Origin of the sequence: Saccharothrix algeriensis, assembly GCF_016907655.1 — a bacterium.
Classification (GTDB): Bacteria; Actinomycetota; Actinomycetes; order Mycobacteriales; family Pseudonocardiaceae; genus Actinosynnema; species Actinosynnema algeriense.
Window position 1 is genome coordinate 6,799,377 of record NZ_JAFBCL010000001.1, and the last position, 24,820, is coordinate 6,824,196.

The window sequence follows — 24,820 nt, forward strand, 5'->3', positions numbered from 1 at the left end:
CCGGCGGGGGACCGAGCGGGCGGTCTCGCTCACGCGCACCAAGAGCGACGTAACGGGGGTCACATTCGAGCTATTCGGATTAGCCGATAGGGGGAGACATGGGACGTGTGGTCACGAACGGTCACCACCCTCCGGTATCGTCCGTTCAGCGTCATTCGACCGAGTGACGTATGAGGGGGCGTCCCGAAACTCGGGCTCGGAGACGCGAACGACCTGCGATCCGGAGCCGATGGTGACCCTAGCCCCGTCCGCGCGCACGGACACCGGCAGCGCCCCGCCGCCGGGCGCCGCGCCCCGCCGCTTCCGGCCCGAGATCCAGGGCCTGCGCGCCGTCGCGGTCGCCCTCGTGGTGGTCTACCACGTCTGGCTGGGCCGCGTGTCCGGCGGCGTGGACGTGTTCTTCGTGGTCTCCGGCTTCCTGGTCACCGGGCAGGTGGCGCGCGCCGCCGCCAAGGGCCGCATCGCGTTCGCGCCCCTGTGGGCGCGGATGGTCAAGCGCCTGTTCCCCGCGGCCCTGACCGTGCTGCTGGTGGTCATGGCCGTGTCGGTGCTCGCCCTGCCCGCCAACCGCTGGCTGCAGACCGCCCGCGAGATCGCCGCCGCCGCCCTGTACCTGGAGAACTGGCAGCTCGCGGCCGACTCGGCCGACTACTTCGCCGACCACGACGCGGCCAGCGTCGTGCAGCACTTCTGGTCGCTGTCCATCCAGGGCCAGTTCTTCGTCGCCTGGCCGCTGCTGGCGGCGCTGGCGATCGCCCTGGGCCGGGTCACCCGGTGGGGCGCGCGCCGGGTCCTGTGGTGGCTGGTCGTGGCCGTGTTCGTGGAGTCGCTGGTCTTCTCCGTCGCGCTGACCGCCGTGGACCAGCCGCTGGCCTACTTCCACTCGCTGACCCGGGCGTGGGAGTTCGCGCTCGGCGGGCTGCTGGCGCTGGTGGTGGACCGGATCACGCCGACCCGGCCGGTGCGGGTCGTGCTCGGCTGGGCGGGCCTCGCCGGCCTGGTGGCCTGCGGCCTGGTGCTCCAGGTCGGGGCGGTGTTCCCCGGCTGGGCCGCGCTGTGGCCGACGCTGTGCGGCGCGGCGGTGATCGTCGCGGGCGCCTCGGGCAGCGGGGCGGGCGCGGACCGCCTGCTCGGCTCGGCGCCGCTGCGCTACGTCGGCGACCTGAGCTACGCGCTGTACCTGTGGCACTGGCCGGTGCTCGTGCTGTTCCTGGTCGTGCGCGGGCAGCAGGAGATGGGGCTGGTGGACGGCGCGGTCGTCATCGCCGTGTCGGTGCTGCTGTCGGTGGCCACCCACCACCTGGTGGAGAAGCCCGTCCGCGCCTCGGCGATCGGCGTGGCCAAGCCGTGGGGCGCCTACCGGTTCGGCGCGCTGCTGATGGCGCCGGTGCTGCTGGGCGCCGGGACGTGGCTGGTGGTGACGCAGCAGCGGATCTCCGCCTACGCCTTCGCCCCCGACCCGGACCACCCCGGCGCGGCGGCCCGCGCGCCCGGCTTCCGGTACGAGGGCTCGCCCGACGCGCAGGTCGTGCCGCCGCTGGAGGCCGTGCGCGAGGACGTGGGCCGGGTCGCCCCCGAGTGCATCAACGGCAACGAGCAGGTCGAGCCCGTCCTGTGCACCTTCCAGCGCGCCGAGCGGCCCACCAAGCGGATCGTGCTGTTCGGCGACTCCCACGTGCACAGCTACCTGCCCGCGCTGCTCGACATCGTCGAACGGCGGGACTGGCAGGTCACCACCGTGCTCAAGGGCTTCTGCCCGGCGTCGGTGGACTCCCACGTGCCGCCCGGCCAGCCCGACGACTGCCGCGAGTGGAACGCCGCCGCCCTGGCGGAGGTCGTCGACCTGCGCCCCGACCTGGTGGTGGTCAACGGCAGCCGCGGCGCGAGCAGCAGCCTCACCGAGGAGACCCCGTCCGGCTACGTCGAGCAGTGGCGCAACCTCGACCGGGCGGGCCTGCGGGTGCTGGCCCTGCGCGACAACCCCCGGTGGGACCGCTCGCCCGCGGAGTGCCTGGCGCTGAACAACCTCGACCACGCCGCGTGCAGCGCGCCGCGCGCCGAGGTGTACGAGCCGACCCCGCCCTGGGAGCAGGTCCCCGACCTGCCCGGCAACGTGGCGTTCGCGGACTTCGGCGACTACTTCTGCGAGCCGCAGGTCTGCCCGCCCGCCATCGGCAACATCCACGTCTACGGCGACCACAGCCACATCACCCGCAGCTACATGCTCACCATGACGCCCTACGTGGAGCGGGAGCTGGCGGCCCGGCTGGGGGAGTAGCCCGCCCGCGGGACGGCCCCCGGTCGGGCCGGCCACCCGCGGGCGACCGGTCCGACCGGGGGCCGGAAGGCTTGCCGGGCGGTCAGAACGGGTAGTGCGCGTGCTCGGTGGCCAGGGTGATCCAGCGGGTCGTGGTGAACGCCTCCACGCCCCAGCGCCCGCCGAACCGGCCGTAGCCGCTGGACTTCACGCCGCCGAAGGGCGCCTGCGGCTCGTCGCCGACCGACTGGTCGTTGACGTGCACGATGCCGGTCTGGATGCGGCGCGCCAGCGACAGGCCCCTGGTGCCGTTCTCGGTCAGGATGCCGCACGTCAGGCCGTGCTCGGTGTCGTTGGCCCGGGCCACGGCCTCGTCGTCGGAGGCGAAGGTCTCCACCACGCACACCGGCCCGAACGCCTCGCCGTAGTGCAGGTCCATCTCCGGGGTGACCCCGGCCAGCACGGTCGCCGGGTGCAGCGCGCCGTCGGGCTCGTCGCCGCCGGTCAGCACGGTCGCGCCCTTCTCGCGCGCGTCGCGCACCAGCTCGGCCACCCGCTGCGCGGACCGGGTGTTGACCAGCGGCCCGATCACGGTGGCCGGGTCGACCGGGTCGCCGGCCGGCAGCGCGGCGACCTTGGCGACGAACCGGGCGGTGAACTCCTCGGCGATCCCCTCCTGCACCAGGACCCGGTCGCCGGACATGCAGATCTGCCCGGAGTTCATGAACACGCCGAACGCCGCCGCGTCCACGGCGTGATCGAGGTCGGCGTCGTCCAGCACGATGATCGCGTTCTTGCCGCCCAGCTCCAGCACGGCCGGCTTGAGGTGGCGGGCGGCGTGGGTGCCGATGATCCGGCCGACCTCGGTGGAGCCGGTGAAGTTGACCACCCGGACCCGCGGGTCGGCGATCAGGGCCTCGGCGACCTCGGGCGCGTCGGCGGGGTCGTTGGTGACGACGTTGAGCACGCCGGCGGGCAGGCCCGCGTCGCGCAGCACGTCGGCCAGGAACAGCCCGGACGCGACGGGCGCGTCCTCGCTGGGCTTGAGCACCACGGTGTTGCCCGCCGCGAGCGGGGCGGCGAACGCGCGGGTGCCCAGGATCAGCGGGGCGTTCCACGGCGCGAACGCCGCCACCACGCCGACCGGCTCGCGCACCGCGAGGCCCAGCGCGCCCTCCTCCTGCGCGGCCAGCACCTCGCCGCGCGGCGCGGTCACCGCGGCGGCGGCCTCGCGCAGGATGTTGGCGGCGAGGAAGACGTTGAACATCGCCCACCGCTTGGTGCCGCCGGCCTCGCCCGCCATCAGCGCCACCGCCTGCTCCGCCCGCGAGTCGAGCAGGTCGGCCGCGTCCAGCAGGATCTTGCGCCGGGCGAACGGGCTCAGCGCCGCCCACGCGGGGAACGCGCCCGCGGCGGCGTCCACCGCCCGGGTCACGTCCGCGACGCCCGCGGCGGCGACGGTCGCGTAGACCTCGCCGGTGAACGGGTTGACGTCGTCTACGGTGCGGCCGTCCGTCGCGGGCACGTCTTCGCCGGCGATCAGCAGGTCACGGTGGATGGTCATGGTCAGCGCCTCCCGACCAAGGCAGAGTTGGTCCGCGCAAGCATACGGACCAGTGGCGTGGCCCCTTTGCGCCAACGGGTCCGCCTCTTGGCCCTTGGCGCACGTGTGCTCGTCCTGACCGGTGCCATTGTGACGAAAAACACCGGGATCCGGGGATCGGGACACCGGAAAAGTCGTGCTGCGTCACGAACAGCGCCCTTTCGGGCACGGACGGTGGTCATTAGAGTGGCGAACGAAACGGTGTGACGAGCCGCACGTGGGCGGCGTGGTCACCCGCAGGTGGCCAGCGCGTTCTCCAGCGCCACGCGCTCGGCCGCCGTCACCGTCAGCCCGTACTCGGCCTTCACGCCCACGTAGATGCGGGCGTACTCGCACGAGTAGCCGGCGTTGGGCGGCATCCACTCGTCGGGCGTCCTGTCGCCCTTGGCCTGGTTCGCCTTGCCCTGCACCGCCAGCAGGTTGCGCAGGTCGTTGGCCGCGGCGGTGCGCCGCTCCGGCGCCCACCCCGCCGCGCCGCTGCGCCACATCTCCGCCAGCGGCACGACGTGGTCGATCTGCACCTTGGCGACGTCGGAGACCGTGCCGCCGGTGTACGGGTCGTCCAGCGTGCCGTCGGTGACGGCGCACCGGCCCTCCTTGCGCACCACGTCGCCGAGGTCGCGGGCCAGCACCTGGCTGCGCTGGTCGCACCCGTCACCGTCCACATCGGACCACGGGCGGCCGAACACGCACGCCGCCCCGTCGTCGCAGTCGCGGGCGTAGCCGTCGAGGGTGCCCGGCTCGGCGACGGTCAGGCCGCCGAGCCGGGCACGTGCGGTCGCGGCGTCCGAGGTGCCCGCGGGCACCCGGTCCGCCGCACCGCCGGTGGTGGGAGCGGTGGCTCCGGGGAGCGCGGCGCAGCCCGACAGCAGGGCGGCGATCAGCACGGCCAGGGCGCGCATCGGGTCCTCCCGGGTGGTCTCACCCGTTCAGGTACCCCGGCGGGCGCCGCCGCCCAACGCGCCCGGACGGCCGATCCCGCTGCGCCGTCCGGGCCGCCCGCGGGGTCACGTGCCCCGCGGGCGGCATCACCTGTTCCGCGGGCGACTTCACCTGCCCTGCAACGGCATCACCTGCCCTGCAACGACTTCACGTTCCGGCCGAAGGTCCAGCCGCGCGAACCGTCCCAGTTGATCGACCACGTCATCAGGCCCTTGAGCTTGCCGCTGTAGCTGTTCCAGGCTTGCGCGACCAGCCCGGTGGACATGTGCCCGCCGCCCGCGCCGGGCTGGGCGGGCAGGCCCGGCACCTGCTTGTCGAACGGCACCCGGATGGTCGTGCCCTGGATGACCAGGCCCTTGTCCAGGCAGTTGGTCTGCGCGGTGAAGCCCTGCACGGTGCCCGCCGAGTACGAGTCGCCGCTGCACCCGTACATGTTGCCGTTGTAGTACTGCATGTTCAGCCACCACAGGCGGCCGTTGTCGGCGTACTTCTTCACGATCGGCAGGTAGGCGCCCCAGATCGAGCCGTAGGTGACGCTGCCGCCGGTCACGTACGCGGTCTCCGGCGCCATCGTCAGCCCGAAGTTCGACGGCATCTGCGCCAGCACCCCGTCGATGATCCGGATCAGGTTGGCCTGCGACGGCGAGAGCGTCTTGATGTTGCCGCTGCCGGTCAACCCGGTCTCGATGTCGATGTCGATGCCGTCGAAGTTGTACTTCTTCAGGATCGGCACCACCGTGGCCACGAACCGGTCGGCCACCGCCGACGAGCTCAGGTCGATGCCCGCGGTCGCGCCGCCGATGGACATCAGGATGGTCAGGCCCGCCGCCTTGGCCGCGCACATCTCGGCGGGGGTGGCGACCTTGACCGTGGCGTCCATCCCGTCCTCCCACAGCACCGTGCCGTCGGAGCGGATCACCGGGAACGCCGCGTTGATCACGTTGTAGCCGTTGTCCCGGATGCGCTGGTCGGTGATGGGGATCCAGCCCATCGGCGGGTGCACGCCGTTCTTCGCGCCGTCCCAGTTCTCCCAGTACCCGTGCAGGACCTTCCCGGTGGGCCTGGACTTCACCGCGCACACCTCCTCGGCCGGCGCCGGGCCCGCGGTCGCGGGCGACGCGGTCGCCGTCGCGGTCGCCGCGCCGCCCAGCGCCGCGGTCAGGACCAGCGCCGCGCCGACGGCGAGCGCTCGTGGTAGCCGACGAATCATGTCCGACTCCTTCTCCGGCGGGGCGCGGTCAGCAGGGCCGCCCCGTCCGTGGTCGTTTTCGGCGAGGTCCGCCCGCCCGGCGCGTCGTCAGGGCCGCGCCCGGCTGTGCCGCGTGGTCGGAGAGGGCTTCTCCCGGGCAGCGCACGAACCTCCGGGGTTCTCGCTCACTGGCCCCCGGCGGGGGTGCCGCCGGTTTGCGCCGCCAGAAGTGATCTATCGGAAACCCCATGGAAGCAGCCGGGCACGGTCGGTCACAACCCGACGTTCGGCGGAAACCCGGCGGCGGCCCGGCTCTGGTACGACCACGGGCATGGGCGATGTGGCGGTGGTCGGGTCCGGGGTGGTCGGGTTGACGTGCGCGGTGCTGCTGGCCGAGGCCGGGCACCGGGTCGAGGTGGTGGCCGACCGGTGGCCGCCGGACACGGTGTCGGCGGTGGCGGGCGGCCTGTGGTTCCCCTACCGCGCCGCGCCGCCCGGACCGGTGCTGCGGTGGGGCGCGGCGTCGCTGACCCGGTTCGCCGCGCTGGCCGCCGAGCCCGGCAACGGCGTCCACTGGCGGGAGGGCGTGGTGGTGCACCGCGACGACGACCCCGACCTGGGGTGGACCGCGGCCGTGCGCGGGCACCGGCCCGCCACCGCGGCGGAGCTGCCGCCGGGCGCGGTGTCCGGGGTGGTGTGCTCCGTGCCGGTGGTCGACATGCCCACCTACCTGCGGTGGCTGTTCCGGCGGTGCGAGCGGGCCGGGGTGCGCTTCCGCGGCGCGACGGTCCGGCGGGTCGCCGACCTCCCGCAGGAGACGGTCGTGGTCGCCGCCGGCCTGCGGTCGGGGGAGCTGACCGGCGACCGGGCGCTGCTGCCGGTGCGCGGCCAGGTCGTGCGGCTGGCCAACCCGGGGCTGACCCGGTGGGTCGTCGACGACGACAACCCCGACGGCATGGCCTACGTGATCCCCCGCGGCGACGACGTGGTGTGCGGCGGCACGGCCGACGAGGGCGAGACCGACCTCGCGGTGGACGCCGAGGTGGAGCGCGCCGTGCTGGACCGGGTGACCCGGCTGGTGCCGCGGCTGCGCGGGGCGCCGGTGCTGTCGCGCGCCGTGGGGCTGCGGCCGGTCCGCCCCGCGGTGCGGGTGGACCGCGTCGCGCTCGACGGGCGGGCGGTGATCAGCTGCTACGGGCACGGCGGCGCGGGTGTCACCCTGTCCTGGGGCTGCGCCGAGGACGTGGTCGGGCTGGCCGGCGGGTGACGGCGGGTTTGCCGCACCGCCCCCGCGGGGAAACGCAGTGGTGGCGGGAAGGAGCACCTGGTGGGAGCCGGAGGCGTGATCGCGGCCACCGCGCTGGCGGGCGTGGTCGTGGTGGGGGCGGGCGCCGCCGCGCCGCCCGACGACAGCGCGTGGCGCGGGATCGGGCTGCGGGTGCTCGACCAGGTCACCCGGGACGACCGGGACTGCGCCGCCAACTCGTTCGGCCAGGTGCGCGAGCTGCTGACCGCCGCGCCGTGCGCCTCGCTGAGCCGGATGCTGATCACCCTCGCCGACGCGGAGGACGACGTCGTGGCCGTGGCGGTGGCCTGGGTCGAGTTCGGTGCGCACGACACCGCGGCGGAGTTCAAGCGCGTCGAGGACATCCACGGCACCGGCGACATCACGCCGCTGTCGGCCCGGCTGCTGCTGCGCGACGAGATCACCTTCACCGCCCACCACTACGCCTCGCAGCAGCAGGGCTCCACGGTCGTCGTCGCGGAGGCGGAGACCACCGAGGGGCAGGCGACCCCGGAGTTCCTGCGCCGGGTCGCCGAGGTCGCCGTGCGCACCCCGCGCCCCTAGCCGATCGGCCCCTGACCTGCACGTCGCCGCGCCGCGGGTTGCCGAAGCGGCAAGCTGATTGGCCGGATTTCCCGGAAACCGGGCAGGGTTCGGCCATGACGACGACCGAGCAGTTCTGGGAAGGCTTCTACCTCGAGCAGGAGCAGGTGTGGAGCGGGCGGCCCAACCCGCTGCTGGTGCGGGAGGTCTCGGCGCTCCCGCCCGGCGCCGCGCTGGACCTGGGGTGCGCGGAGGGCGCGGACGCGGTGTGGCTCGCGCGGCGCGGCTGGCGGGTGGTCGGGGTCGACGTGTCGGGCACGGCGCTGGGGCGCGCGGCGGCGCGCGCCGAGGCCGCCGGCGTGGCCGACCGGGTGCGGTGGCAGCGGCACGACCTCGCCGAGACCTTCCCCGAGGGGGTGTTCGACTTGGTGTCCGCGCAGTTCCTGCACTCGCCGGTCGAGCTGGAGGGGGAGCGGGCCGCGGTGCTGCGCCGCGCCGCCGGCGCGGTGGCCGGCGGCGGGGTGCTGCTGGTGGTGGGCCACGCCGGGTGGCCGTCGTGGATGACCGAGCCGCCCGGGGACTACCGCTTCCCGACCACCGGCGAGGTGCTGGCCTCGCTGCGGCTGGACGACCGCTGGGAGGTGGAGGTGGAGGAGCTGGTCGAGCAGGACGTGCCCGGACCCGACGGGCAGCCGGGCCGCCGGGTGGACAACGTGCTGCGGGTGCGGCGGCGGTAGGCGCTGTGCTCGCGGCGGGCGCTGTGCTCGCTGTGGGTGGTTCCCGTGCGGCGGAGGTCCGTCGGGGTGGTCACCGGGAGCGGGCGCGGAGGTGGGCGCGGAGGTGGGCGCGTTCGCCCTGGTGGCCGAACAGGGTCAGCAGCTCGACGGGCTCGGGGTCCACGGCGCCGAACCAGTGCGGGACGTGGGTGTCGAACTCGGCCGCCTCGCCCGGCTTGAGCACCAGGTCCTGCTCGCCCAGCAGCAGCCGCAGCTTGCCGTCGAGCACGTAGAGCCACTCGTAGCCCTCGTGGACCCGCGGCTCCGGCTCGACCAGCGGGTCCACCCCCGGAATGATGATCTTGTACGCTTGCAGCCCGCCCGCCCGCCGGGTGAGCGGGATGATCGTGCGGCCGTGGCGGCGCACCGGCCGCAGGTGCACGCGCGGGTCGCCGGTGTGCGGCGCGCCGACGAGCTCGTCCAGGGGCACGCCGTGCGCCCTGGCCAGCGGCAGCAGCAGTTCGAGGTTCGCCCGGCGCTGACCGCTCTCCAACCGGGACAGCGTGCTCTCGGAGATGCCGGTCTCCGCCGTGAGGTCGGCCAGCGTCACGCCGCGCTGCCGGCGGATGGCCCGCAACCGGGGACCGACGGCCTGGAGCACGGAGTCGAGGTCCATCCTGCCAGCCTGCCGAAGCGGCAAGCCCCCGTGCAACCCGGCGTTCCGGCGATCCCGCGCCGCGCCGGCCAGACCCCCGACAACCGGGGGACGGACCGCTCCGCCTTCCCGCACCGTCAGCCGGCCCGCCGGGGCCACCGCTCCCGGCGGGCCGCTTCCGGCGCACCGGCCCGCGCGTCGGTTCGTCGGCGTCGGTGGCCCGGTTCGGCCGAACCGGGCCACCGACGCCGATCAGCCTGCCGATCAGCCTGCCGATCAGCCTGCCGATCAGCCTGCCGATCAGCCTGCCGATCAGCCTGCCGATCAGCCCGCCGGGCGGTCCATCAGGGCGAAGACGCCCCAGCCCAGGTACTCGCGCTGGTACCGGACGTGCCGGAAGGCGGCGGTGCGCAACTCCTCCCGCATCCGCCCGGCCAGCTCGTCGTCGGGGTTCCCGTCCAGCCACCGCCGGGTGTTCAGCCACTGCGCGGCGGCGTAGCGGTCCCAGCTGTCCTGGTCGGCCAGGACCATCTCCACCACGTCGCACCCCAGCCCGCCGAACTCCGCGACCAGCTCGTCCAGCGGGCGGAAGTCGTCCTTCGCCGTGGCGGAGCAGGCCCGGACGGTCTCCTCGTCCGCCGGTTCGCGCCGCCAGTACGGGTGGCCGACCAGCATCAGCCCGCCCGGTCGCAGGCTGCGGCGCAGCAGGTCGACGGTGCCGGGCACGCCGTCGCCGATCCACGTCGCGCCGAGGCAGGCGGCGACGTCCACGGGTGTCGCCGCCACGTGGCCGGCCGCGTCGCCGTGCACGAACGCGACCCGGTCGGCCACGCCCAGCTCGGCCGCCCGCGCCCGCGCGCCGGCGAGGAAGGCGGTGCTGATGTCGACGCCCACACCGGTGATCCGGTGGTCGCGGGCCCACGTGCACAGCATCTCGCCGCTGCCGCAGGCGAGGTCGAGCACGGTGGCATCGGGCGGCAGCCGCAGCGCCGCGCCCAGGACGGCGAGCTTGGTGTCGTCCAACGGGTTGTGGATGCGGTGCGTGCTCTCGCGGATGGTGAAACTACGGTGCAGATCCACTTCTGGGGGTCCTCACGTCAGAGGGGTCGGAGGTCGGGCGGACGGGACGGCGGCCGAGGTCGGCGCCGGGCGTCTGGACCGTCATGAAAAGCACCCCTTCGAGTGACGTGGTGGTCGTGCGGAGGCGCACGCTAGCCAGGGTTCTCCGATGCCGTCCACCGGTTTCCACGCCAGGCCGGCCCGCGCACCACGGGCAGGCGTCGGCCCCTGCGCCGCGAGCGATCGCCGACGGGCGCGGCATCGGTCGCGTCGCCGACCGGCGACGGCACGGCGGTCGGTCCGGGCGGTGCCCTTGAAGACCGGCACCGGTTTGGTGGTCGTGAGACGGGCCGATCAGACAAAGGTGAGACGCTGATAGCCTATTCGCCGTATTCGATGTTTGATCGTCTACTCTGCTCTCGTGGACCTGCTCGCCGACCTGCTCGATGGTGTCCGTGCACGTGGCGCGGTGTTCAGCCGGGCGGCCCTGCGCCCGCCCTGGTCGCTGCGGTTCGCCCCGCGAGCCCCGTTGACCGTGGGCGCGGTCCTGCGCGGCGCGGCCTGGGTGATCCCCGCCGACGGGGAGCCGGCCCCGGTCCGGGCGGGGGACATCGCGGTGGTGCGGGGCCGGGCGCCGTTCGCGGTGGCCGACCGGCCGGACGCCGCGCCGGGTCGGCTGGTCGGGCCCGCCGACCACTGCGGGTGGGACGCCGGCGACGGGCCGGCGGTGCTGGTCGCGGGCGCGTTCGAGGGGGTGGTCGGCGATCGGCTCCTGCGCGCCCTGCCCGAGGTGCTGGTCGTGCCCGACGCGGACTGCCCCACCCCGCTGCTCGACGCGGTGGCGGCCGAGGTCATCGCCGAGCGGCCCGGCGGCCGGGTGGTGCTCGACCGGCTGTTCGACCTGGTGCTGGTGTCCGCGCTGCGCGCCTGGTTCGACCGGGGCGACGCCCCGGTCTGGTACCGGGGCAGCGACGACCCGGTGGTGGCGCGCGCCCTGGACCTGCTGCACGCGTCGCCGGCCGAGGCGTGGACGGTGGGCGGCCTCGCCGCCCGGTGCGGGGTGTCCCGGGCGGGCCTGGCCCGGCGGTTCACCGCCGCGACCGGCGAGCCGCCGATGGCCTACCTGGCGGGCTGGCGGATCTCGCTGGCCGCCGACCTGCTCGCGGGCACCGACGACACGGTGGCGGCGATCGCGCGCCGGGTCGGCTACGCCGACGCGTTCGCGCTCAGCACGGCGTTCAAGCGGCTGCGCGGTGTCGCGCCCAGCGCGCACCGGGCCTCAGTTCGACGCCCCGCGCTCGGCTGAGCCGACCGGGTGGAGCCGCTCGGCCGGGCCGACCGACGGTGCCCGCTCGGCGGCCAGCGCCCGCACCTCCTCGCGCAGCGCCCGCAGCTCGCCGAGCACCGCGGGGTCCGCGGCGGGCGGCCGGTCGTGCACCTCGGACTCCATCGCGCTGCACACCACCGCGATGAACAGGTTGAGCATGGTGAAGGTGCCCACCAGCAGGTAGCAGACGAAGAAGACCCAGGCCAGCGGCTGCTCGTCCATCACGTCGCGCATGACGTCGGACCAGCTGTCGCCGGTGGTGATCTGGAACAGGGTCAGGACGGTCGCGCCCAGGTCCTCGAAGCGGGCGTCGCCGCTGCCGCGGAACAGGTTGATCGCGACCACGCCGCCGACGTAGAGCAGCAGCAGGAGCAGCCCGGACAGCGACAGCAGGCCGGGGATGGAGCGCACCAGCGCGGTCACCACGCGGCGCATGCTGGGCACCATCGCGACCAGCCGCAACGCGCGCAGGACGCGCAGCGACCGCACGATCGACAGCGGCCCGGCGGCGGGCAGCAGGGCCAGGCCGACCACGACGAGGTCGAAGCAGTTCCACGGGTCGCGGAAGAAGCGCAGCCGGTGGGCGTAGAGGCGGGCCGCCAGTTCCGCGGTGAACACCGCCAGCGCCGCCCGGTCCAGCGCGGTGAGCACCCCGCCGTGCGCCTCGACCAGCGCCGGGGAGGTCTCGCAGCCCAGCGCGATCGCGTTGACCGCGATCACCCCGATGATCACCCGCTGGAAGGGCCTGCCGTCCACGATCGCGGCGGTGCGGTCGCGCACTGTCATCTGTCGGTACTCCTCGCCGGCCGGGCAGCTCTCCGGGGCCGGCGGCGTCCGGCCCGGAGCCGGGCAGGCGGTGTCCGCCCTCCCCGTGGACACGGTGCTGCATCGGCGTGCCCACGGGCAGGCTTGAGCCGGTTCACCCCGGCGGGTGATCGTCCGGTTCGGCGGGTGACCGGCTGGCAGGCGACCCCGGGCCGGGTGATCCCCTGGTCGCGGTGCGGGTCGCGGCCCGGTGGGCGACGGATGCGGGCAGGGTTGCTCACCCCTCCGGCGCCGCGAGAGGGGTGTCGACGTGTTCGAGCGGTGCCCACACGGTTCCGCCTTCGACTTCCTGTGCTTCTCCTGCTTCGATCCTCCAGTTCGGCGGGAACTCCGACTTCTCGAGCCGGTTGATCCGCACGACGGCCGACCCGAAGTTCGGCTCGGTGTCGAACACCGTGTTCCGGAACAACGTCCAGCCGCCGAACCTCGAATTCTGGAAGTCCGTTTCGGACGTGTGGTTGAAACCGGCGGACAGGAAGGTCGAGAACCCCCTGAAGTCGACCGCGTTGAACGATGCGGAACCGTCGAAGGAGGCTTCCCGGAAGCTGGCCGTGTTGTGGAAGAGGGCGTTGAAGAAAGAGACACCACCATCGAACGTCACGCGTGTGAACGAAGCTCCCCGGCGGAACTCGGCCCCGGCGAAGCTCGCTTCACCCAAGCGTGCCCCGGTGAAGCGGGTGATGCCCAGGAAGGAGGCGTTGTCGAAGGTCGCCTCGGCTATCCCCGCTTCGTTGAAGCGCGTTTCGCCGAGGAACTCGGCGCCGGTGAACGACGCGGTGCGGACGACGCAGTGGCGGAGGTCGAACGTGTCGAGAGTGGCGCCGGCGAGGTCCAGCGCCGCGACTTCGGTCCAGTGGCCCGGATCGGCGGGTTCCCGCTCGCCGGGCCGGTGCGAGCGGAGGTGGTCGGAGATGATCCGCTGGGCGGTGAGGCGGACTTCGCGCTCCTGGACCGCCTGCCGGTAGTCGGCGAGCTGCCGTGCGCGCTCTTCCGCCGGCACCGGTCCGTCGTGCTCCCCGACAGTCCTGCCCGGGGGTTTCGCCGGTGGGTCGTAGGGCATCCGCAGGTAGGCGCACAGCACGTTGACCACGGTCTGCCGCTGGTGCGGGTTGTCCTGGGCGAGGCGTTCCAGGGCGTAGAGGCCGGCGAGTCGGACCGGGGCCTTGTCCGAGCCGAGCTGATCGGCGGCCTTGGTGTACAGCTCGGTGATCCGGCGGGCCTCGGCGTCGCGCCGCGTGTCGGCGGCGACCTGTTCGGCGTGCCGCCGGTTGTTCTCGGCGACGGCCTCGGCGTGTTGCTGGACCCGGTCGCGTTGGGCGAGTTCGGCGCGCCGGACCTCCAGCTCGTCGTGCTGCGTCCGCTGGCGCAGGAACGCCAGGTACAGGGCGAACAGCCCGCCGCCGGCCACGACGATCGACGCGGCGATCTTCACCGCTTCCACGTGGGAGGCGATCCTCTTGTCCGCGTCGGCGAAGGGCAGCCCGTCGACCCACCGCCACATCACCACCAGCACCGCACCGGCGAGGGCGAACACCACCGCGGCGGTCGCCGGCGCCACCCAGCGCGGCAGGGGGTCGCGTGCTGTCCGGTGCCGCGCTGCGGGCGGTGGGTCGGTGGCGGGGCGCTCGTCGGTCACACCGGGATGATCGCGTGGTGGCGCGGAACCGCTTCAGGGACCCCCGGACGGCGCCCGGGTCGTTGGCGGCTCGCCCCACCGGGTGATCCCCAGGGGGCTGTCGCCCGGTCGGCGCAGCGCGTCCCCCGCGGACACCTGCCGCGGTGACGTGTCCACGGGGGAGTGGGGCGCTTCCGGTCGCGGACGGTCAGAAGGCGACCTCCAGGGTGGCCAGCCGGCTGCCCAGCGGTTCGGTCACGACGCGGTCCGGGGTGTCGTAGGCGGGTCGCAGGTCGGGCAGCCGGTCGAGCAGGACGTCGAAGCACACGTCGGTCTCCATCCGGGCCAGCGCCGCGCCCAGGCAGTAGAACGCGCCGAGCCCGAACGCGGTGTGCCGGTTGGGCTTGCGGGTGATGTCGAAGCGGTCGGGGTCGGTGAACACCTCCGGGTCGCGGTTGCCCGCGAGCATCGCGAGGAAGAGCACGTCGCCCGCTGCCAGCTCGTGCCCCGCGACCTCGACCGGCTCGGTGGCCACCCGCGCGATCACGCTCGCCGGCCCGTCGCAGCGCAGCATCTCCTCCACGGCGGTGGGCAGCAGGTCGCGGCGGGACTTGAGCAGCGCGAGCTGGTCGGGGTTGTCGAACAGCAGCACCAGCCCGTTGGCGATGAGGTTGGCGGTGGTCTCGTGCCCGGCGAACAGCAGCAGCACGCAGTTGGCGACGATCTCGTCCTCGTTCACCACGCCCTCGCGCTCGGCGGCGACGAACACGCTCAGCAGGTCCTCGCGCGGTTCGGCGCGCCGCTGGGCGACCAGGCCGCGCAGGTAGTCCTGCATCTCCAGGACGCTGCGCTGGCTGCGCCGCAGCGCCTCCATGTCGGCGGGCGCGAACAGCGCGAGGATGTCGCGCGACCACGCCTGCAGCCGCTCGCGCTCGGTGGTGGGCATGCCGAGCATCTCGGCGATCACGTTGGCGGGCAACGGGTAGGCCAGGTCGCGCACGACGTCCATGCGGCCGTCGGCGGCCACGGCGTCGATCAGCTCGCCGGTCAGCTGCGCGACGCGGGGCCGCAGGGCGTTGACCGTCGCGGGCGTGAAGTAGCGCTTGAGCAGCTGCTGGAACCGCACGTGGTCGGCTTCGTCGGTGTGGCCCATCCACAGCGCGATCGACTGGAGCACCGGGGCCAGCTCGTCGCGCTCGGCCTGGGTCAGCCGGTCCAGGCCCCGGCCGAGGTTCCCGGTGGTCAGCCGGCGGTCCTTGAGCGCCGCGACGATGTCCGCGTGCCGGGTCAGCAGGTAGCCGCCCAGCTGCGGCGCCGGGCACAGCGGGCTCTCGGCGCGCAGGCGGTGCAGCAGCGGGTGGGGGTCGGCGACGACGTCCGGGGCGAGCAGGTCGGGGGCGGGCACTGCGATGGCTGAATCGCTCATGAACCCGAAGTCTGTCCGAACGGCGTCCGGTCCACAGGGCCCCGGATGAGGGAATCGAGGCGCAGACGGAGCAACCCCGTGCGCCCGCGGGCGGCGCGCGGCTACGGCACTTCCCGGCCCGCGCGGTCGACCGGCTGCGCCGATCACCGCACTTGTCGTGCCCGGCCGCTCCGGGCGGGGCGCCCGGGCCCCGGTCCGGTCGAAGGGCTCCCGTCGCCGCGGCGGGCGCCGGGCGCGGGGGAGGGGCCGGCGGCTTCCCGGGTGGTCGCGCGCGCCGCCCCGGGAGGACGGCGGGGCGGCGCGCGCCTGTCCACCACGATGGGCCCCGGGGCGGCCGGGAGACATCGGTCGGATGACGGAGAAAACCACGTCCGTCGGCACGCGCCCGTCCGCACGGCCGTCCCGGCCGTCGGTGCCGGACCGCCCGCGCCCCGGGCCTCCGCAGGGGTCCGCCCGGCCGCGGAAGGGCCACAGGGGCTGCGGTGTGGTCGCTATCACATTTCTCCGTCCGCGCGTCATGATTTCCGGTGCGGGTTGTTCCGTCGCCACCCCGGAGTAATTCGCCTACTTTCGTAGGTGTGCTCGGACGGTTTCCGGGGGTTAGCGTTGCGGCGGTCCACCGGAAACGGTCGGACCACCGTCGCCCGACGACTCCGCAAGTTAACCGGGCGACCTCCCCGTGATAACCGCACGGCTGTTCTGCCATCCCTGCGATTGAAAGCCGACAAAAATGAACATCCGCACTTTCGGCGCCCTCGCGACAGCGGGCGCCGCGCTCGGGGCCGCCCTGCTGGTCCCGACCGCCTCCGCAGCCGCCGAGTACGACCCGGCGATGCTCGCCGCCCTGGCCGCCGACCTCGGCTCCACGCCGCGCGAGGCCGCCGCCCGCCTGGACCGCGAGCGCGCGCAGGCCGGCGCGCTCGACGACCTGCGCGCCCGCGGCGTGCAGACCGACGGCGCGTTCTTCGACCGGGACGGCCGACTGGTCGTCAACACCCCCGACGCCGCCGCCGCGTCCTCGGCGGGCCTGACCCCGCGGGCGGCCGTGCGCGGCGAGCGGGCGCTGGACGCCCTCGCCGCGCGGGTCGAGCGGGTGATCGGCGCCGACCTGGCGCAGGTCCAGGCGTGGGGGCCGGACGTCGTGGGCGACCGCGTGGTGGTCACCGTCGAGCCGACCGCCACCTCCGCGCTGGTCGCGAAGCTGTCCGCGGTCCCCGGCGTGGCCGTCGAGCGCGGCGCGGCGCGACCCGTGCCGCAGGCCGACGTCGTGCCCGGCCGGATCATGGACCTGGTGCCCGGCACGAACTGCTCGCTGGGCTTCCCCGGCACCCGCAACGGCGCGAAGGTGCTGCTCACGGCCGGTCACTGCGTCGAGGGCAACCCGGACGTCCTGGACGTCAACGGCACGCACATCGGCAAGGGCGTCGCCAGCCGCTTCCCGTCCTACGACATGGGCCTGATGGCGATCGACGCGGAGGACACCGGCCGCCCCTACGTCGACACCCGGATGGGCACGGCGGTCGCCGTGCGCGGCATGTCCAAGGCGGCGGTGGGCGCGAGCATCTGCAAGGCGGGCAACACCACGGGCTGGACGTGCGGCCGGGTCTCGGCCTACAACCAGACCGTCCGCTACTCGGGCGAGTCGACCTCGACCAGGGGCCTGGCGCGGTCCACGGTGTGCACCGAGGGCGGTGACAGCGGTGGCGCCTACATCTCCGGCAACAGCGCCCAGGGCATGACCTCCGGTGGCCCGTCCGACGGTCACGACTGCGGTTACAACCAGGGTTCCAACGCGACCGGTTCCTATTCCTACTACCAGCCGGTGGTGGACGCCGCGAACTACTACGGCGTTCGTCTGCTCACTTCCTGACAAGGGCTTCCGGCACTGCGGCGGCGGCCACCGGCCGCCGCCGCTCCACCCATTTCCTAGTCTTCCCGGGAAAGGGGTTCGTCATGTTGTCCCGAGAACCGGGAAGAAGTCCGACTGATCATTTATTCCACTTAATGATTTCAGTGTCGACTTAAAGATCAACTGAACCGTCTGCGCTGGCCCGACCGGGAAGGACCACCCCGCGGAAGGCCGGTCCCGGAGAACCGGCTTCTCCGGGACCGGCCTCGCGGGGGCAGGGGGCTCAGGGCTGGTCGGCCCACCAGCGGCGGCCGGTCTCGCCGAGGGTGGAGATCGGGTCGTAGTACGGGTAGCGCCGGTCCAGCGCGGCCGGGTCCTCCAGCTCGATCCCGGTCCGGTAGTTCTTCGTCCAGTAGGAGATGCCCAGCTCGCGGTCGTACTCGGCGAGTTGGTGCACCCACCGCTTGCCGACGTAGGGCACGTCGCACACGATGCGCGGCGTCGCGTAGCCCGGCAGGTAGCCCATGATGGCGTGCTGCAGCTCCTGCGCCTCCCACACCGCGACCCGCCAGTGCTCGGCGTTGGGGATCATGTCGCACATGTAGAAGTAGTAGGGCAGGATGCTCGCCTCGCCCTGCAGGGCGAAGCACAGGTCGAGCAGGTCGTCGGGGGTGGCGTTGACGCCCTTCATCAGCACGCCCTGGTTGCGCACGTCGCGCACCCCGACCTCCAGGGCGGTGCGGGCGGCCTCGGCGACCAGCGGCGTCACCGACTGCACGTGGTTGACGTGGGTGTGGATGGCGAGGTTGACGCCGCGCCGCGCGGCGGTGCGCGCCACCCGCTCCAGGCCCTCCACGACCCGGGGCTGGAGCCAGTGCTGCGGCAGCCCGGCCAGCGCCTTGGTCGCCAGCCGCACGTCGCGGACGGTGTCGATGTCCAGCACGCGCATGAGGAACGACTCCAGCTGCGGCCAGGGCACGTTGGCCACGTCGCCGCCGGAGACCACCACGTCCCGCACGCCGGGCGTGCGCTTGAGGTAGTCGATCATGCGGTCCTGCCGGTCGACCGGTTTGAGCAGCAGCTTGTGCTTGCGGACCTGCGGGGTGGAGTTGCCGACCAGGTCCATGCGGGTGCAGTGCCCGCAGTACTGGGGGCAGGTGGAGACCAGCTCGGCCAGGACCTTGGTGGGGTAGCGGTGGGTCAGGCCCTCCTCGACCCACATCTCCGCCTCGTGCAGGGAGTCGCGGGTCGAGTGCGGGTGGCTGGGCCACTCGGGGTCGCGGTCGGAGCGGACCGGGACGAGGTAGCGGCGGACGGGGTCGGCGAAGAACGCCTCGGTGAAGTCGGCGGGCCCGGCGTCGGGGGCCATCGTGTTGAGCATCTGCGGCGGCACCAGCATGGACATGGTGGCCAGCTCGGCCTGGTCGGCGGCCAGCTCGTCGTAGAAGCGCTCGTCGAGCAGCCCGCCCAGCAGGGCGCGCAGCTGGCGGGGGTTCTTCACGCAGTTCGCCCGCTGCCACTGCGCGTCGCGCCACTGCCGCGCGGTGACCTCCCGCCAGCCGGGGAACCGGCGCCAGTCGGGTTCGACGAGTTCCCGCCGGGCGTAGGTGTAGGGCTGGAGGCCCGGCCGCTCCAGCGCGGGTGCGACATCGTGCAGCGCAGTCATCTGTGCTCCCTACCCGTTGAGTGGCATGAAGATATGCTGCCAGAAGGGCGGTTGGGCGTAAATATTTCGGCAGGGAGTGTTTTGGTCGGTTCGTTCGTTGAGCGGGTATGCGCGTGTTCGCCGTAGTGCTGGTCGGGCTGGCCGTCGAGATCACCGCCCTGGTGGCGGCCTTCGGGGCGTGGGGCCTGCTGCCCACCCTGGGGTTGCTGATCCTGGGCGGGGTGGTCGGCTCGGCGCTGATGAGGCGGGAAGGCGCGCGCACGATGGCGGCGTTCTCCGAGGCCCTGCGCACCCGCCGCGCCCCGCACCAGGAGGTCGCCGACGGCGCGCTCATCGCGGTGGCCGGGTTCCTGATCGTCGTGCCGGGGTTCCTCAGCGACGTGGTGGGGCTGTTCCTGCTGCTCCCGCCGACCCGGCGGCTGATCAGCAGGCGCCTGGCGGAGCGGTCGCGGCAGCGCGAGCGGGAGGTGGTGCTCAACCTGCGCCACGGCCGCCCGCCGGCCGCCGGCGGCGTGGTGGTCGACGGCGACGTGGTGGAGGTCCACCCCGACGGTCCGCGGCCCGCGCGGCGGCCCGAGCTGACCTGACCGGTCCGGCCGGGCGGACCGTTCCGCCCGGCGTTCCCGGTGTCACCGGGGCGGCAGGCGGGTAAGTGGGACGGCATGACCGTCATCGGCGTGCACGCCTCCCACGAGCAGGTACACCCTTCCCGGCTGCTGGACGCCGTCCGTCGGGCCGAAGAGGTCGGCTTCGACGCGGCGATGTGCTCCGACCACTTCTCGCCGTGGAGCGAGCGGCAGGGGCAGTCGGGGTTCGCCTGGTCGTGGCTGGGCGCGGCCATGCAGGCGACCGGGGTGCCCTTCGGCGTGGTCAACGCCCCCGGCCAGCGCTACCACCCGGCGATCGTCGCGCAGGCGATCGGCACGCTGGGCGCGATGTTCCCCGGCCGGTTCTGGGCCGCGCTGGGCACCGGCGAGGCGAGCAACGAGCACATCACCGGCGGGGGGTGGCCCCGCAAGGACGTCCGGTCGCGCCGGCTGCTGGAGTGCGTGGAGGTCATCCGCGCCCTGCTGGCCGGTGAGGAGGTCAGCCACGACGGCCTGGTCACGGTGGACCGCGCCCGGCTGTGGACCAGGCCCGACCGGCCGCCGAAGCTGGTCGGCGCGGCCGTGAGCGCCGAGACCGCCCGCTGGTGCGCGCGGTGGGCCGACGGGCTGATCACGGTCAACGCGCCGGCCGAGCACCTGCGGCGCGTGGTGGGCGCCTACCGGGACGCGGGCGGCGCCGGGGCGCTGGCGCTGCAGGTGCACCTGAGCTGGGACCCCGATCCCGGGCGGGCCGCGGCGCTGGCCCACGACCAGTGGCGCAGCAACGTGTTCGGCCCGCCGGTGTGCTGGGACCTGGAGACGCCCGAGCACTTCGACGTGCTCTCCGAGCACGTCACGCCCGAGCGGGTGGGCGCGACGGTGAACGTCTCCGCCGACCTCGGTCGGCACGCCGAGCTGCTGCGCGGCTACGCCGAGCTGGGCTTCGACGAGCTGTACCTGCACCACGTGGGCCAGGAGCAGGACGCGTTCCTCGACGCGTTCGGCGAGCACGTCCTGCCGGGGGTGCGCCGGTGAAGCTCACCCGCACCGCCGACCTGTGGTGGAAGAACGCCGTGGTGTACTGCCTGGACGTGGAGACCTTCCACGACTCCGACGGCGACGGCCACGGCGACTTCCGCGGCCTGATCGACAGGATCGACCACCTGCACCGCCTGGGCGTGACGTGCCTGTGGCTGATGCCGTTCTTCCCCACGCCCGACCGCGACGACGGCTACGACATCACCGACTTCTACAACGTGGACCCGCGCCTGGGCACCCTGGGCGACTTCGTGGAGTTCGTCCGCACCGCCCGCGACCGGGGGATGCGGGTGATCGCCGACCTGGTGGTCAACCACACCTCCGACCAGCACCCGTGGTTCCGGCAGGCCCGCTCCTCGCGCGAGGACCCGCGCCGCGACTGGTACGTGTGGCGCGACCAGCCGCCGCCGGACGCCGAGCAGGGCGTGGTGTTCCCCGACCAGGAGAAGTCCCTGTGGGAGCTGGACGAGAACACCGGCCAGTACTTCCTGCACCGCTTCTACAAGCACCAGCCGGACCTGAACGTGGCCAACCCGGCGGTCCGCGACGAGATCGCCCGGGTGATGGGCTTCTGGATGGAGCTGGGCCTGTCGGGGTTCCGGGTGGACGCGGTGCCGTTCCTGCTGGAGGCGCCCGTGCAGGACCTGCCCGACCCGCACGACTACCTGTGCGACCTGCGCGCGTTCCTGTCGCGCCGCAACGGCGAGGCCGTGCTGCTGGGCGAGGTCAACCTGCCCTACACCGACACGATGGCGTTCTTCGGCGACGCCGGCGGGGTGGGCGACGAGCTGCACATGTGCTTCGACTTCATCGGGATGCAGCAGATGTACCTGTCGCTGGCGCGCGGGCAGGCCAGCCCGCTGGCCCACGCGCTCAAGGAGCGCCCGCTGCCGCCGCGCGACTGCCACTGGGCGACGTTCGTGCGCAACCACGACGAGCTGATCCTGGACAAGCTGACCGAGCCCGAGCGGCAGGAGGTGTTCGCCGCCTTCGGCCCCGACGAGGACATGCAGCTCTACGGCCGGGGCCTGCGCCGCCGCCTGCCGTCGATGATGGGCGACCCCCGGCGCACCAGGATGGTCTACAGCCTGCTGTTCTCGCTGCCCGGCACCCCGGTGCTGTTCTACGGCGAGGAGGTCGGCATGACCGAGGACCTGTCGCAGCCCGACCGGCTGGCGGTGCGCACCCCGATGTGGTGGGACGCGGTGGACGAGCAGCGCCACGACGGGGATTCGCTGCTGACGTGGGTGCGCGCGCTCGTGGAGCGCTACCGGGAGTGCCCGGAGCTGGCGTGGGGCGAGTTCCAGGTGATCGACACCCCCGAACCGGCCGTGCTGGCCCACCGCTGCGACATCGACGGCGGGACGGTCGTGGCCGTGCACAACCTGGGTGAGGCCAAGGCGCGGGTCGACCTGTCGGGCGTGGGCGGCGAGCTGGTCGACGTGTTCACCGGGCAGCCCGCCGGGGCGGACCTGAAGCTGGAGCCCTACGGCTGCCGTTGGCTGCGCGCCCACCCGGCCCCGTGACCGCCGGGTCGGCAGGCGACTGCGCGCTGATACTTGCGCAATCTTCACCACTCACGTGAAGATATCCGCGTCCAGTCGCTGCCGACCGGAGGATTTCCATGACGTCGCCGTACGGTCTGCACCGGGTCCTCGAACCGGCCGGTGTGCTGCCGCAGCAGGCGTGGCGGCTGGACGCGTCGCCGGGGTGCGGCGCGGACGAGGTCGTGGTCGACGTCGAGCGGCTCAACCTCGACGCCGCGTCGTTCCGCCAGCTGCGCGAGCGGCACGGGACCGGCGCGGCCCTGCGGCGGGCGGTGCTCGACATCGTGGCCGAGCGCGGCAAGCTGCAGAACCCGGTGACCGGCTCGGGCGGGATGCTGCTGGGCGTCGTGCGGGCGGTGGGCCCGGCCTCCCCGCTGGGCCTGCGGGTGGGCCAGCGGATCGCCACGCTGGTGTCGCTGACCCTCACGCCGCTGCGGATCACCGACGGGCTGGCGGCGTGGGACGGCACGACCGAGCAGGCGCCCTGCGCCGGCACCGCGGTGCTGTTCGGCCGCTCCGTCGCGGCCGTGCTGCCCGCCGACCTGCCCGACGAGCTGGCGCTGTCGGTGCTGGACGTGTGCGGCGCGCCCGCCCTGACCGACCGGCTGGTGCGCCGCCGCGCCGCCGAGGGCCGGCCGGTCGGGTCGGTGCTGGTGCTCGGCGGCGGCGGCAAGTCCGGTTCGCTGTCGCTGGCCGCCGCGCGCCGCGCCGGCGCGAGCCGGGTGGTGGCGCTGGTGCCCACCCCCGGCGAGGCGGCCCGGGTGCAGACCTCCGGGCTGGCCGACGAGGTGGTCCTCGCCGACGCCCGCGACCCGGTGGCGGTGCTGGCGGCGGTGGGCAGGCCGGTCGACCTCACCGTGGTGTGCGTGGACGTGCCGGGCTGCGAGCACGGCGCGATCCTGGCGACCGCCGAGGGCGGCACGGTGGTGTTCTTCTCCATGGCCACGTCGTTCCCCGCCGCCGCGCTGGGCGCCGAGGGCCTGGCGGCGGACGTGGAGCTGCTCGTGGGCAACGGCTACGTGCCCGGTCACGCGGCGTTCGCGCTGGAGCTGGTGCGCTCCGAGCCTGCCGTGCGCGCGCTGTTCGACCACCGGCAGACTGCACAGGCGTGACTACTGTGAATGGCGCCCCGGCGGCGACGGGCACGCAACTGCTCGTCGGCGGCCGCATCCACTCCCCGACCGCGCCCGACGCCACGGCGATGGCGATCACCGACGGCACCGTGGTGTGGCTGGGCGGCGACCGGGTCGGCCGCGCGCTGCACCCCGGCGCCGAGGTCGTGGACCTGGGCGGCGCGTGGGTCGCGCCCGCGTTCGTCGACGCCCACGTGCACGCCACCTCCGCCGGCCTGCTGCTCACCGGCCTGGACCTGACCGGCTGCGCGTCCCCGGGCGCGCTGCTGGAGGCGGTGCGGTCGGCCGAGGGCCCCCTGGTGTGGGGCCACGGCTGGGACGAGACGCGGTGGCCGGGCGACCGGCCGCCCACGCGCGCGGAGCTGGACGAGGCGGCGCGCGGCAAGGCCGTCTACCTGTCGCGGATCGACGTGCACTCGGCGCTGGCGTCCTCGGCGCTGCTCGACCTGGCGCCGGCCGCGCGCGGCGCCGACGGCTGGTCCCCGGACGGCCCGCTCACCCGCGCCGCCCACCACCACGTGCGGGGCGCGGCCAAGGACGCCATCCCGGCACCCGCCCGCCGCGCCGCGCAGCGGGCGTTCCTGGCGCACGCCGCCTCGCGGGGCGTCGCCTCGGTGCACGAGTGCGCCGGCCCCGACATCTCCGGCCGCGACGACCTGGCCGACCTGCTCGCCGGCGCCGACGGGCCGCAGGTCGTGGGCTACTGGGGCGGCCTGGAGCCGATCGACCTGCCGGTGCGCGGCCTGGCCGGCGACCTGTTCGTCGACGGCGCGCTGGGCTCGCGCACGGCCGCGCTGTGCTCGCCCTACGCCGACGCCGCGACCACCGGCGCGCTGTACCTGGACGCCGAGCGGATCGCCGAGCACCTGGTGGCCTGCACGCGGGCCGGGCTGCAAGGCGGGTTCCACGTCATCGGCGACGCCGCGGTGGCCGAGGTCGTGGAAGGCTTCCGGCGGGCGGCCGAGGTCGTCGGCGTGCCCGCCCTGGCCGCGCGCAGGCACCGCCTGGAGCACGTGGAGATGATCACCGCCGAGCAGGCGGCGCTGCTGGGCTCGTGGGGCGCGGTGGCCTCGGTGCAGCCGCTGTTCGACCGCGAGTGGGGCGGCCCGTCGGGCATGTACGCGCAGCGCCTGGGCGTCGAGCGCGCCGCCGCGCTCAACCCGTTCGCCCGGCTCGCCGCCGCCGGCGTCGTGCTGGCCCTGGGCTCGGACGCCCCGGTGACGCCGGTCGACCCGTGGGCGGCGGTCCGCGCGGCCGTGCGCCACCGCACCGACGGGTCCGGCCTCTCGCCGCGCGCGGCGTTCACCGCCCACACGCGCGGCGGCTGGCGGGCGGCGGGCGTGGACGACGGCCTCACCGGCACGCTGCAGCCGGGCGCGCCCGCCACCTACGCGGTGTGGGACGCGGGCGAGCTGGAGGTCACCGCCCCCGACTCGCGCGTGCAGCGGTGGTCCACCGACCCGCGCTCCGGGGTGCCGGGCCTGCCGTCGCTGGACACCGCGCCGACGTGCCTGCGGACGGTCCTGCGCGGGCGGACGATCTACGACAAGGGGTGACG

At 74.1% G+C, this 24,820-nt stretch carries 20 protein-coding genes; 11 read left to right on the forward strand and 9 right to left on the reverse strand.

The window, feature by feature from the left end; translation table 11 throughout:
• Positions 1-229: 229 nt before the first annotated feature.
• On the forward strand, positions 230-2,278 hold the full coding sequence (locus JOE68_RS30275; protein ID WP_204845769.1) for an acyltransferase family protein: 2,049 nt from the start codon (positions 230-232) through the stop codon (positions 2,276-2,278).
• Positions 2,279-2,360: 82 nt separating this feature from the next.
• Here JOE68_RS30275 and JOE68_RS30280 read toward each other — a convergent pair whose 3' ends face one another.
• From JOE68_RS30280 to JOE68_RS30290, 3 genes are all read right to left on the reverse strand, one after another.
• A complete protein-coding gene (locus tag JOE68_RS30280) occupies positions 2,361-3,821 on the reverse strand; it encodes an aldehyde dehydrogenase family protein (protein WP_204845770.1) in 1,461 nt (486 codons plus the stop codon).
• Between the two features lie 269 nt (positions 3,822-4,090).
• On the reverse strand, positions 4,091-4,762 hold the full coding sequence (locus JOE68_RS30285; protein WP_204845771.1) for an HNH endonuclease family protein: 672 nt from the start codon (positions 4,760-4,762) through the stop codon (positions 4,091-4,093).
• 167 nt (positions 4,763-4,929) lie between these two features.
• Positions 4,930-6,012 carry a chitinase gene (locus tag JOE68_RS30290; protein ID WP_204845772.1) on the reverse strand — a complete coding sequence of 361 codons (1,083 nt, stop codon included), beginning with the start codon at positions 6,010-6,012 and terminating at the stop codon, positions 4,930-4,932.
• 310 nt (positions 6,013-6,322) lie between these two features.
• Here JOE68_RS30290 and JOE68_RS30295 point away from each other — a divergent pair, with 310 nt between their 5' ends.
• The 3 genes from JOE68_RS30295 to JOE68_RS30305 all read left to right on the forward strand — a co-directional run bounded on the left by JOE68_RS30295 (position 6,323) and on the right by JOE68_RS30305 (position 8,556).
• Positions 6,323-7,258: an FAD-dependent oxidoreductase gene (locus JOE68_RS30295; protein ID WP_204845773.1), complete on the forward strand. Its 936-nt coding sequence runs from the start codon at positions 6,323-6,325 to the stop codon at positions 7,256-7,258.
• 60 nt (positions 7,259-7,318) lie between these two features.
• Positions 7,319-7,840 carry a hypothetical protein gene (locus JOE68_RS30300; protein WP_204845774.1) on the forward strand — a complete coding sequence of 174 codons (522 nt, stop codon included), beginning with the start codon at positions 7,319-7,321 and terminating at the stop codon, positions 7,838-7,840.
• Between the two features lie 95 nt (positions 7,841-7,935).
• Positions 7,936-8,556 (forward strand): class I SAM-dependent methyltransferase, encoded by a 621-nt coding sequence (locus JOE68_RS30305; RefSeq protein WP_204845775.1) that lies wholly within the window; start codon positions 7,936-7,938, stop codon positions 8,554-8,556.
• Positions 8,557-8,626: 70 nt separating this feature from the next.
• Here JOE68_RS30305 and JOE68_RS30310 read toward each other — a convergent pair whose 3' ends face one another.
• Positions 8,627-9,211: a helix-turn-helix domain-containing protein gene (locus JOE68_RS30310; RefSeq protein ID WP_204845776.1), complete on the reverse strand. Its 585-nt coding sequence runs from the start codon at positions 9,209-9,211 to the stop codon at positions 8,627-8,629.
• Between the two features lie 303 nt (positions 9,212-9,514).
• Positions 9,515-10,270: a methyltransferase domain-containing protein gene (locus JOE68_RS30315; RefSeq protein WP_204845777.1), complete on the reverse strand. Its 756-nt coding sequence runs from the start codon at positions 10,268-10,270 to the stop codon at positions 9,515-9,517.
• A gap of 400 nt (positions 10,271-10,670) precedes the next feature.
• Here JOE68_RS30315 and JOE68_RS30320 point away from each other — a divergent pair, with 400 nt between their 5' ends.
• Positions 10,671-11,555 (forward strand): AraC family transcriptional regulator, encoded by an 885-nt coding sequence (locus JOE68_RS30320; RefSeq protein ID WP_204845778.1) that lies wholly within the window; start codon positions 10,671-10,673, stop codon positions 11,553-11,555.
• Here the strand turns inward: JOE68_RS30320 and JOE68_RS30325 are convergent.
• The 3 genes from JOE68_RS30325 to JOE68_RS30335 form a co-directional block, all read right to left on the reverse strand.
• Complete coding sequence (locus JOE68_RS30325; protein WP_204845779.1) at positions 11,529-12,362, reverse strand: ion transporter; 834 nt, start codon at positions 12,360-12,362, stop codon at positions 11,529-11,531. The genes JOE68_RS30320 and JOE68_RS30325 overlap by 27 nt on opposite strands.
• Positions 12,363-12,618: 256 nt before the next feature.
• The gene (locus tag JOE68_RS30330) at positions 12,619-13,842 is read right to left on the reverse strand and encodes a pentapeptide repeat-containing protein (protein ID WP_204845780.1); all 1,224 of its coding nucleotides are present in this window, start codon (positions 13,840-13,842) and stop codon (positions 12,619-12,621) included.
• Between the two features lie 382 nt (positions 13,843-14,224).
• Positions 14,225-15,442 carry a cytochrome P450 gene (locus JOE68_RS30335; RefSeq protein WP_204845781.1) on the reverse strand — a complete coding sequence of 406 codons (1,218 nt, stop codon included), beginning with the start codon at positions 15,440-15,442 and terminating at the stop codon, positions 14,225-14,227.
• A gap of 730 nt (positions 15,443-16,172) precedes the next feature.
• Between JOE68_RS30335 and JOE68_RS30340 the strand changes: the two genes are divergently transcribed.
• A complete protein-coding gene (locus JOE68_RS30340; RefSeq protein WP_204845782.1) occupies positions 16,173-17,312 on the forward strand; it encodes a S1 family peptidase in 1,140 nt (379 codons plus the stop codon).
• 262 nt (positions 17,313-17,574) lie between these two features.
• On the opposite strand, the gene JOE68_RS30345 is transcribed toward JOE68_RS30340, so the two are convergent.
• Entirely contained in the window at positions 17,575-18,957 is a 1,383-nt protein-coding gene (locus JOE68_RS30345; protein ID WP_204845783.1) for a KamA family radical SAM protein, read from the reverse strand.
• A 107-nt stretch (positions 18,958-19,064) separates the two neighbouring features.
• Between JOE68_RS30345 and JOE68_RS30350 the strand changes: the two genes are divergently transcribed.
• From JOE68_RS30350 to JOE68_RS30370, 5 genes are all read left to right on the forward strand, one after another.
• Complete coding sequence (locus JOE68_RS30350) at positions 19,065-19,544, forward strand: FxsA family protein (protein ID WP_204845784.1); 480 nt, start codon at positions 19,065-19,067, stop codon at positions 19,542-19,544.
• 75 nt (positions 19,545-19,619) lie between these two features.
• On the forward strand, positions 19,620-20,579 hold the full coding sequence (locus tag JOE68_RS30355) for a TIGR03885 family FMN-dependent LLM class oxidoreductase (RefSeq protein ID WP_204845785.1): 960 nt from the start codon (positions 19,620-19,622) through the stop codon (positions 20,577-20,579).
• Complete coding sequence (locus JOE68_RS30360; protein WP_307819996.1) at positions 20,576-22,108, forward strand: alpha-amylase family protein; 1,533 nt, start codon at positions 20,576-20,578, stop codon at positions 22,106-22,108. The genes JOE68_RS30355 and JOE68_RS30360 overlap by 4 nt, the downstream gene beginning before the upstream one ends.
• Before the next feature lie 98 nt (positions 22,109-22,206).
• On the forward strand, positions 22,207-23,241 hold the full coding sequence (kdd, locus tag JOE68_RS30365; RefSeq protein ID WP_204845786.1) for an L-erythro-3,5-diaminohexanoate dehydrogenase: 1,035 nt from the start codon (positions 22,207-22,209) through the stop codon (positions 23,239-23,241).
• Complete coding sequence (locus tag JOE68_RS30370; RefSeq protein WP_307819997.1) at positions 23,238-24,818, forward strand: amidohydrolase; 1,581 nt, start codon at positions 23,238-23,240, stop codon at positions 24,816-24,818. The genes kdd and JOE68_RS30370 overlap by 4 nt, the downstream gene beginning before the upstream one ends.
• Positions 24,819-24,820: the final 2 nt, after the last annotated feature.

Coding starts and splice junctions, on each gene's coding strand:
- JOE68_RS30275 (WP_204845769.1), top strand. CDS start 230: ATGGTGACCCTAGCCCCGTCCGCGCGCACGGACACCGGCAGCGCCCCG.
- JOE68_RS30280 (WP_204845770.1), bottom strand. CDS start 3,821: ATGACCATCCACCGTGACCTGCTGATCGCCGGCGAAGACGTGCCCGCG.
- JOE68_RS30285 (WP_204845771.1), bottom strand. CDS start 4,762: ATGCGCGCCCTGGCCGTGCTGATCGCCGCCCTGCTGTCGGGCTGCGCC.
- JOE68_RS30290 (WP_204845772.1), bottom strand. CDS start 6,012: ATGATTCGTCGGCTACCACGAGCGCTCGCCGTCGGCGCGGCGCTGGTC.
- JOE68_RS30295 (WP_204845773.1), top strand. CDS start 6,323: ATGGGCGATGTGGCGGTGGTCGGGTCCGGGGTGGTCGGGTTGACGTGC.
- JOE68_RS30305 (WP_204845775.1), top strand. CDS start 7,936: ATGACGACGACCGAGCAGTTCTGGGAAGGCTTCTACCTCGAGCAGGAG.
- JOE68_RS30310 (WP_204845776.1), bottom strand. CDS start 9,211: ATGGACCTCGACTCCGTGCTCCAGGCCGTCGGTCCCCGGTTGCGGGCC.
- JOE68_RS30325 (WP_204845779.1), bottom strand. CDS start 12,362: ATGACAGTGCGCGACCGCACCGCCGCGATCGTGGACGGCAGGCCCTTC.
- JOE68_RS30335 (WP_204845781.1), bottom strand. CDS start 15,442: ATGAGCGATTCAGCCATCGCAGTGCCCGCCCCCGACCTGCTCGCCCCG.
- JOE68_RS30340 (WP_204845782.1), top strand. CDS start 16,173: ATGAACATCCGCACTTTCGGCGCCCTCGCGACAGCGGGCGCCGCGCTC.
- JOE68_RS30345 (WP_204845783.1), bottom strand. CDS start 18,957: ATGACTGCGCTGCACGATGTCGCACCCGCGCTGGAGCGGCCGGGCCTC.
- JOE68_RS30350 (WP_204845784.1), top strand. CDS start 19,065: ATGCGCGTGTTCGCCGTAGTGCTGGTCGGGCTGGCCGTCGAGATCACC.
- JOE68_RS30355 (WP_204845785.1), top strand. CDS start 19,620: ATGACCGTCATCGGCGTGCACGCCTCCCACGAGCAGGTACACCCTTCC.
- kdd (WP_204845786.1), top strand. CDS start 22,207: ATGACGTCGCCGTACGGTCTGCACCGGGTCCTCGAACCGGCCGGTGTG.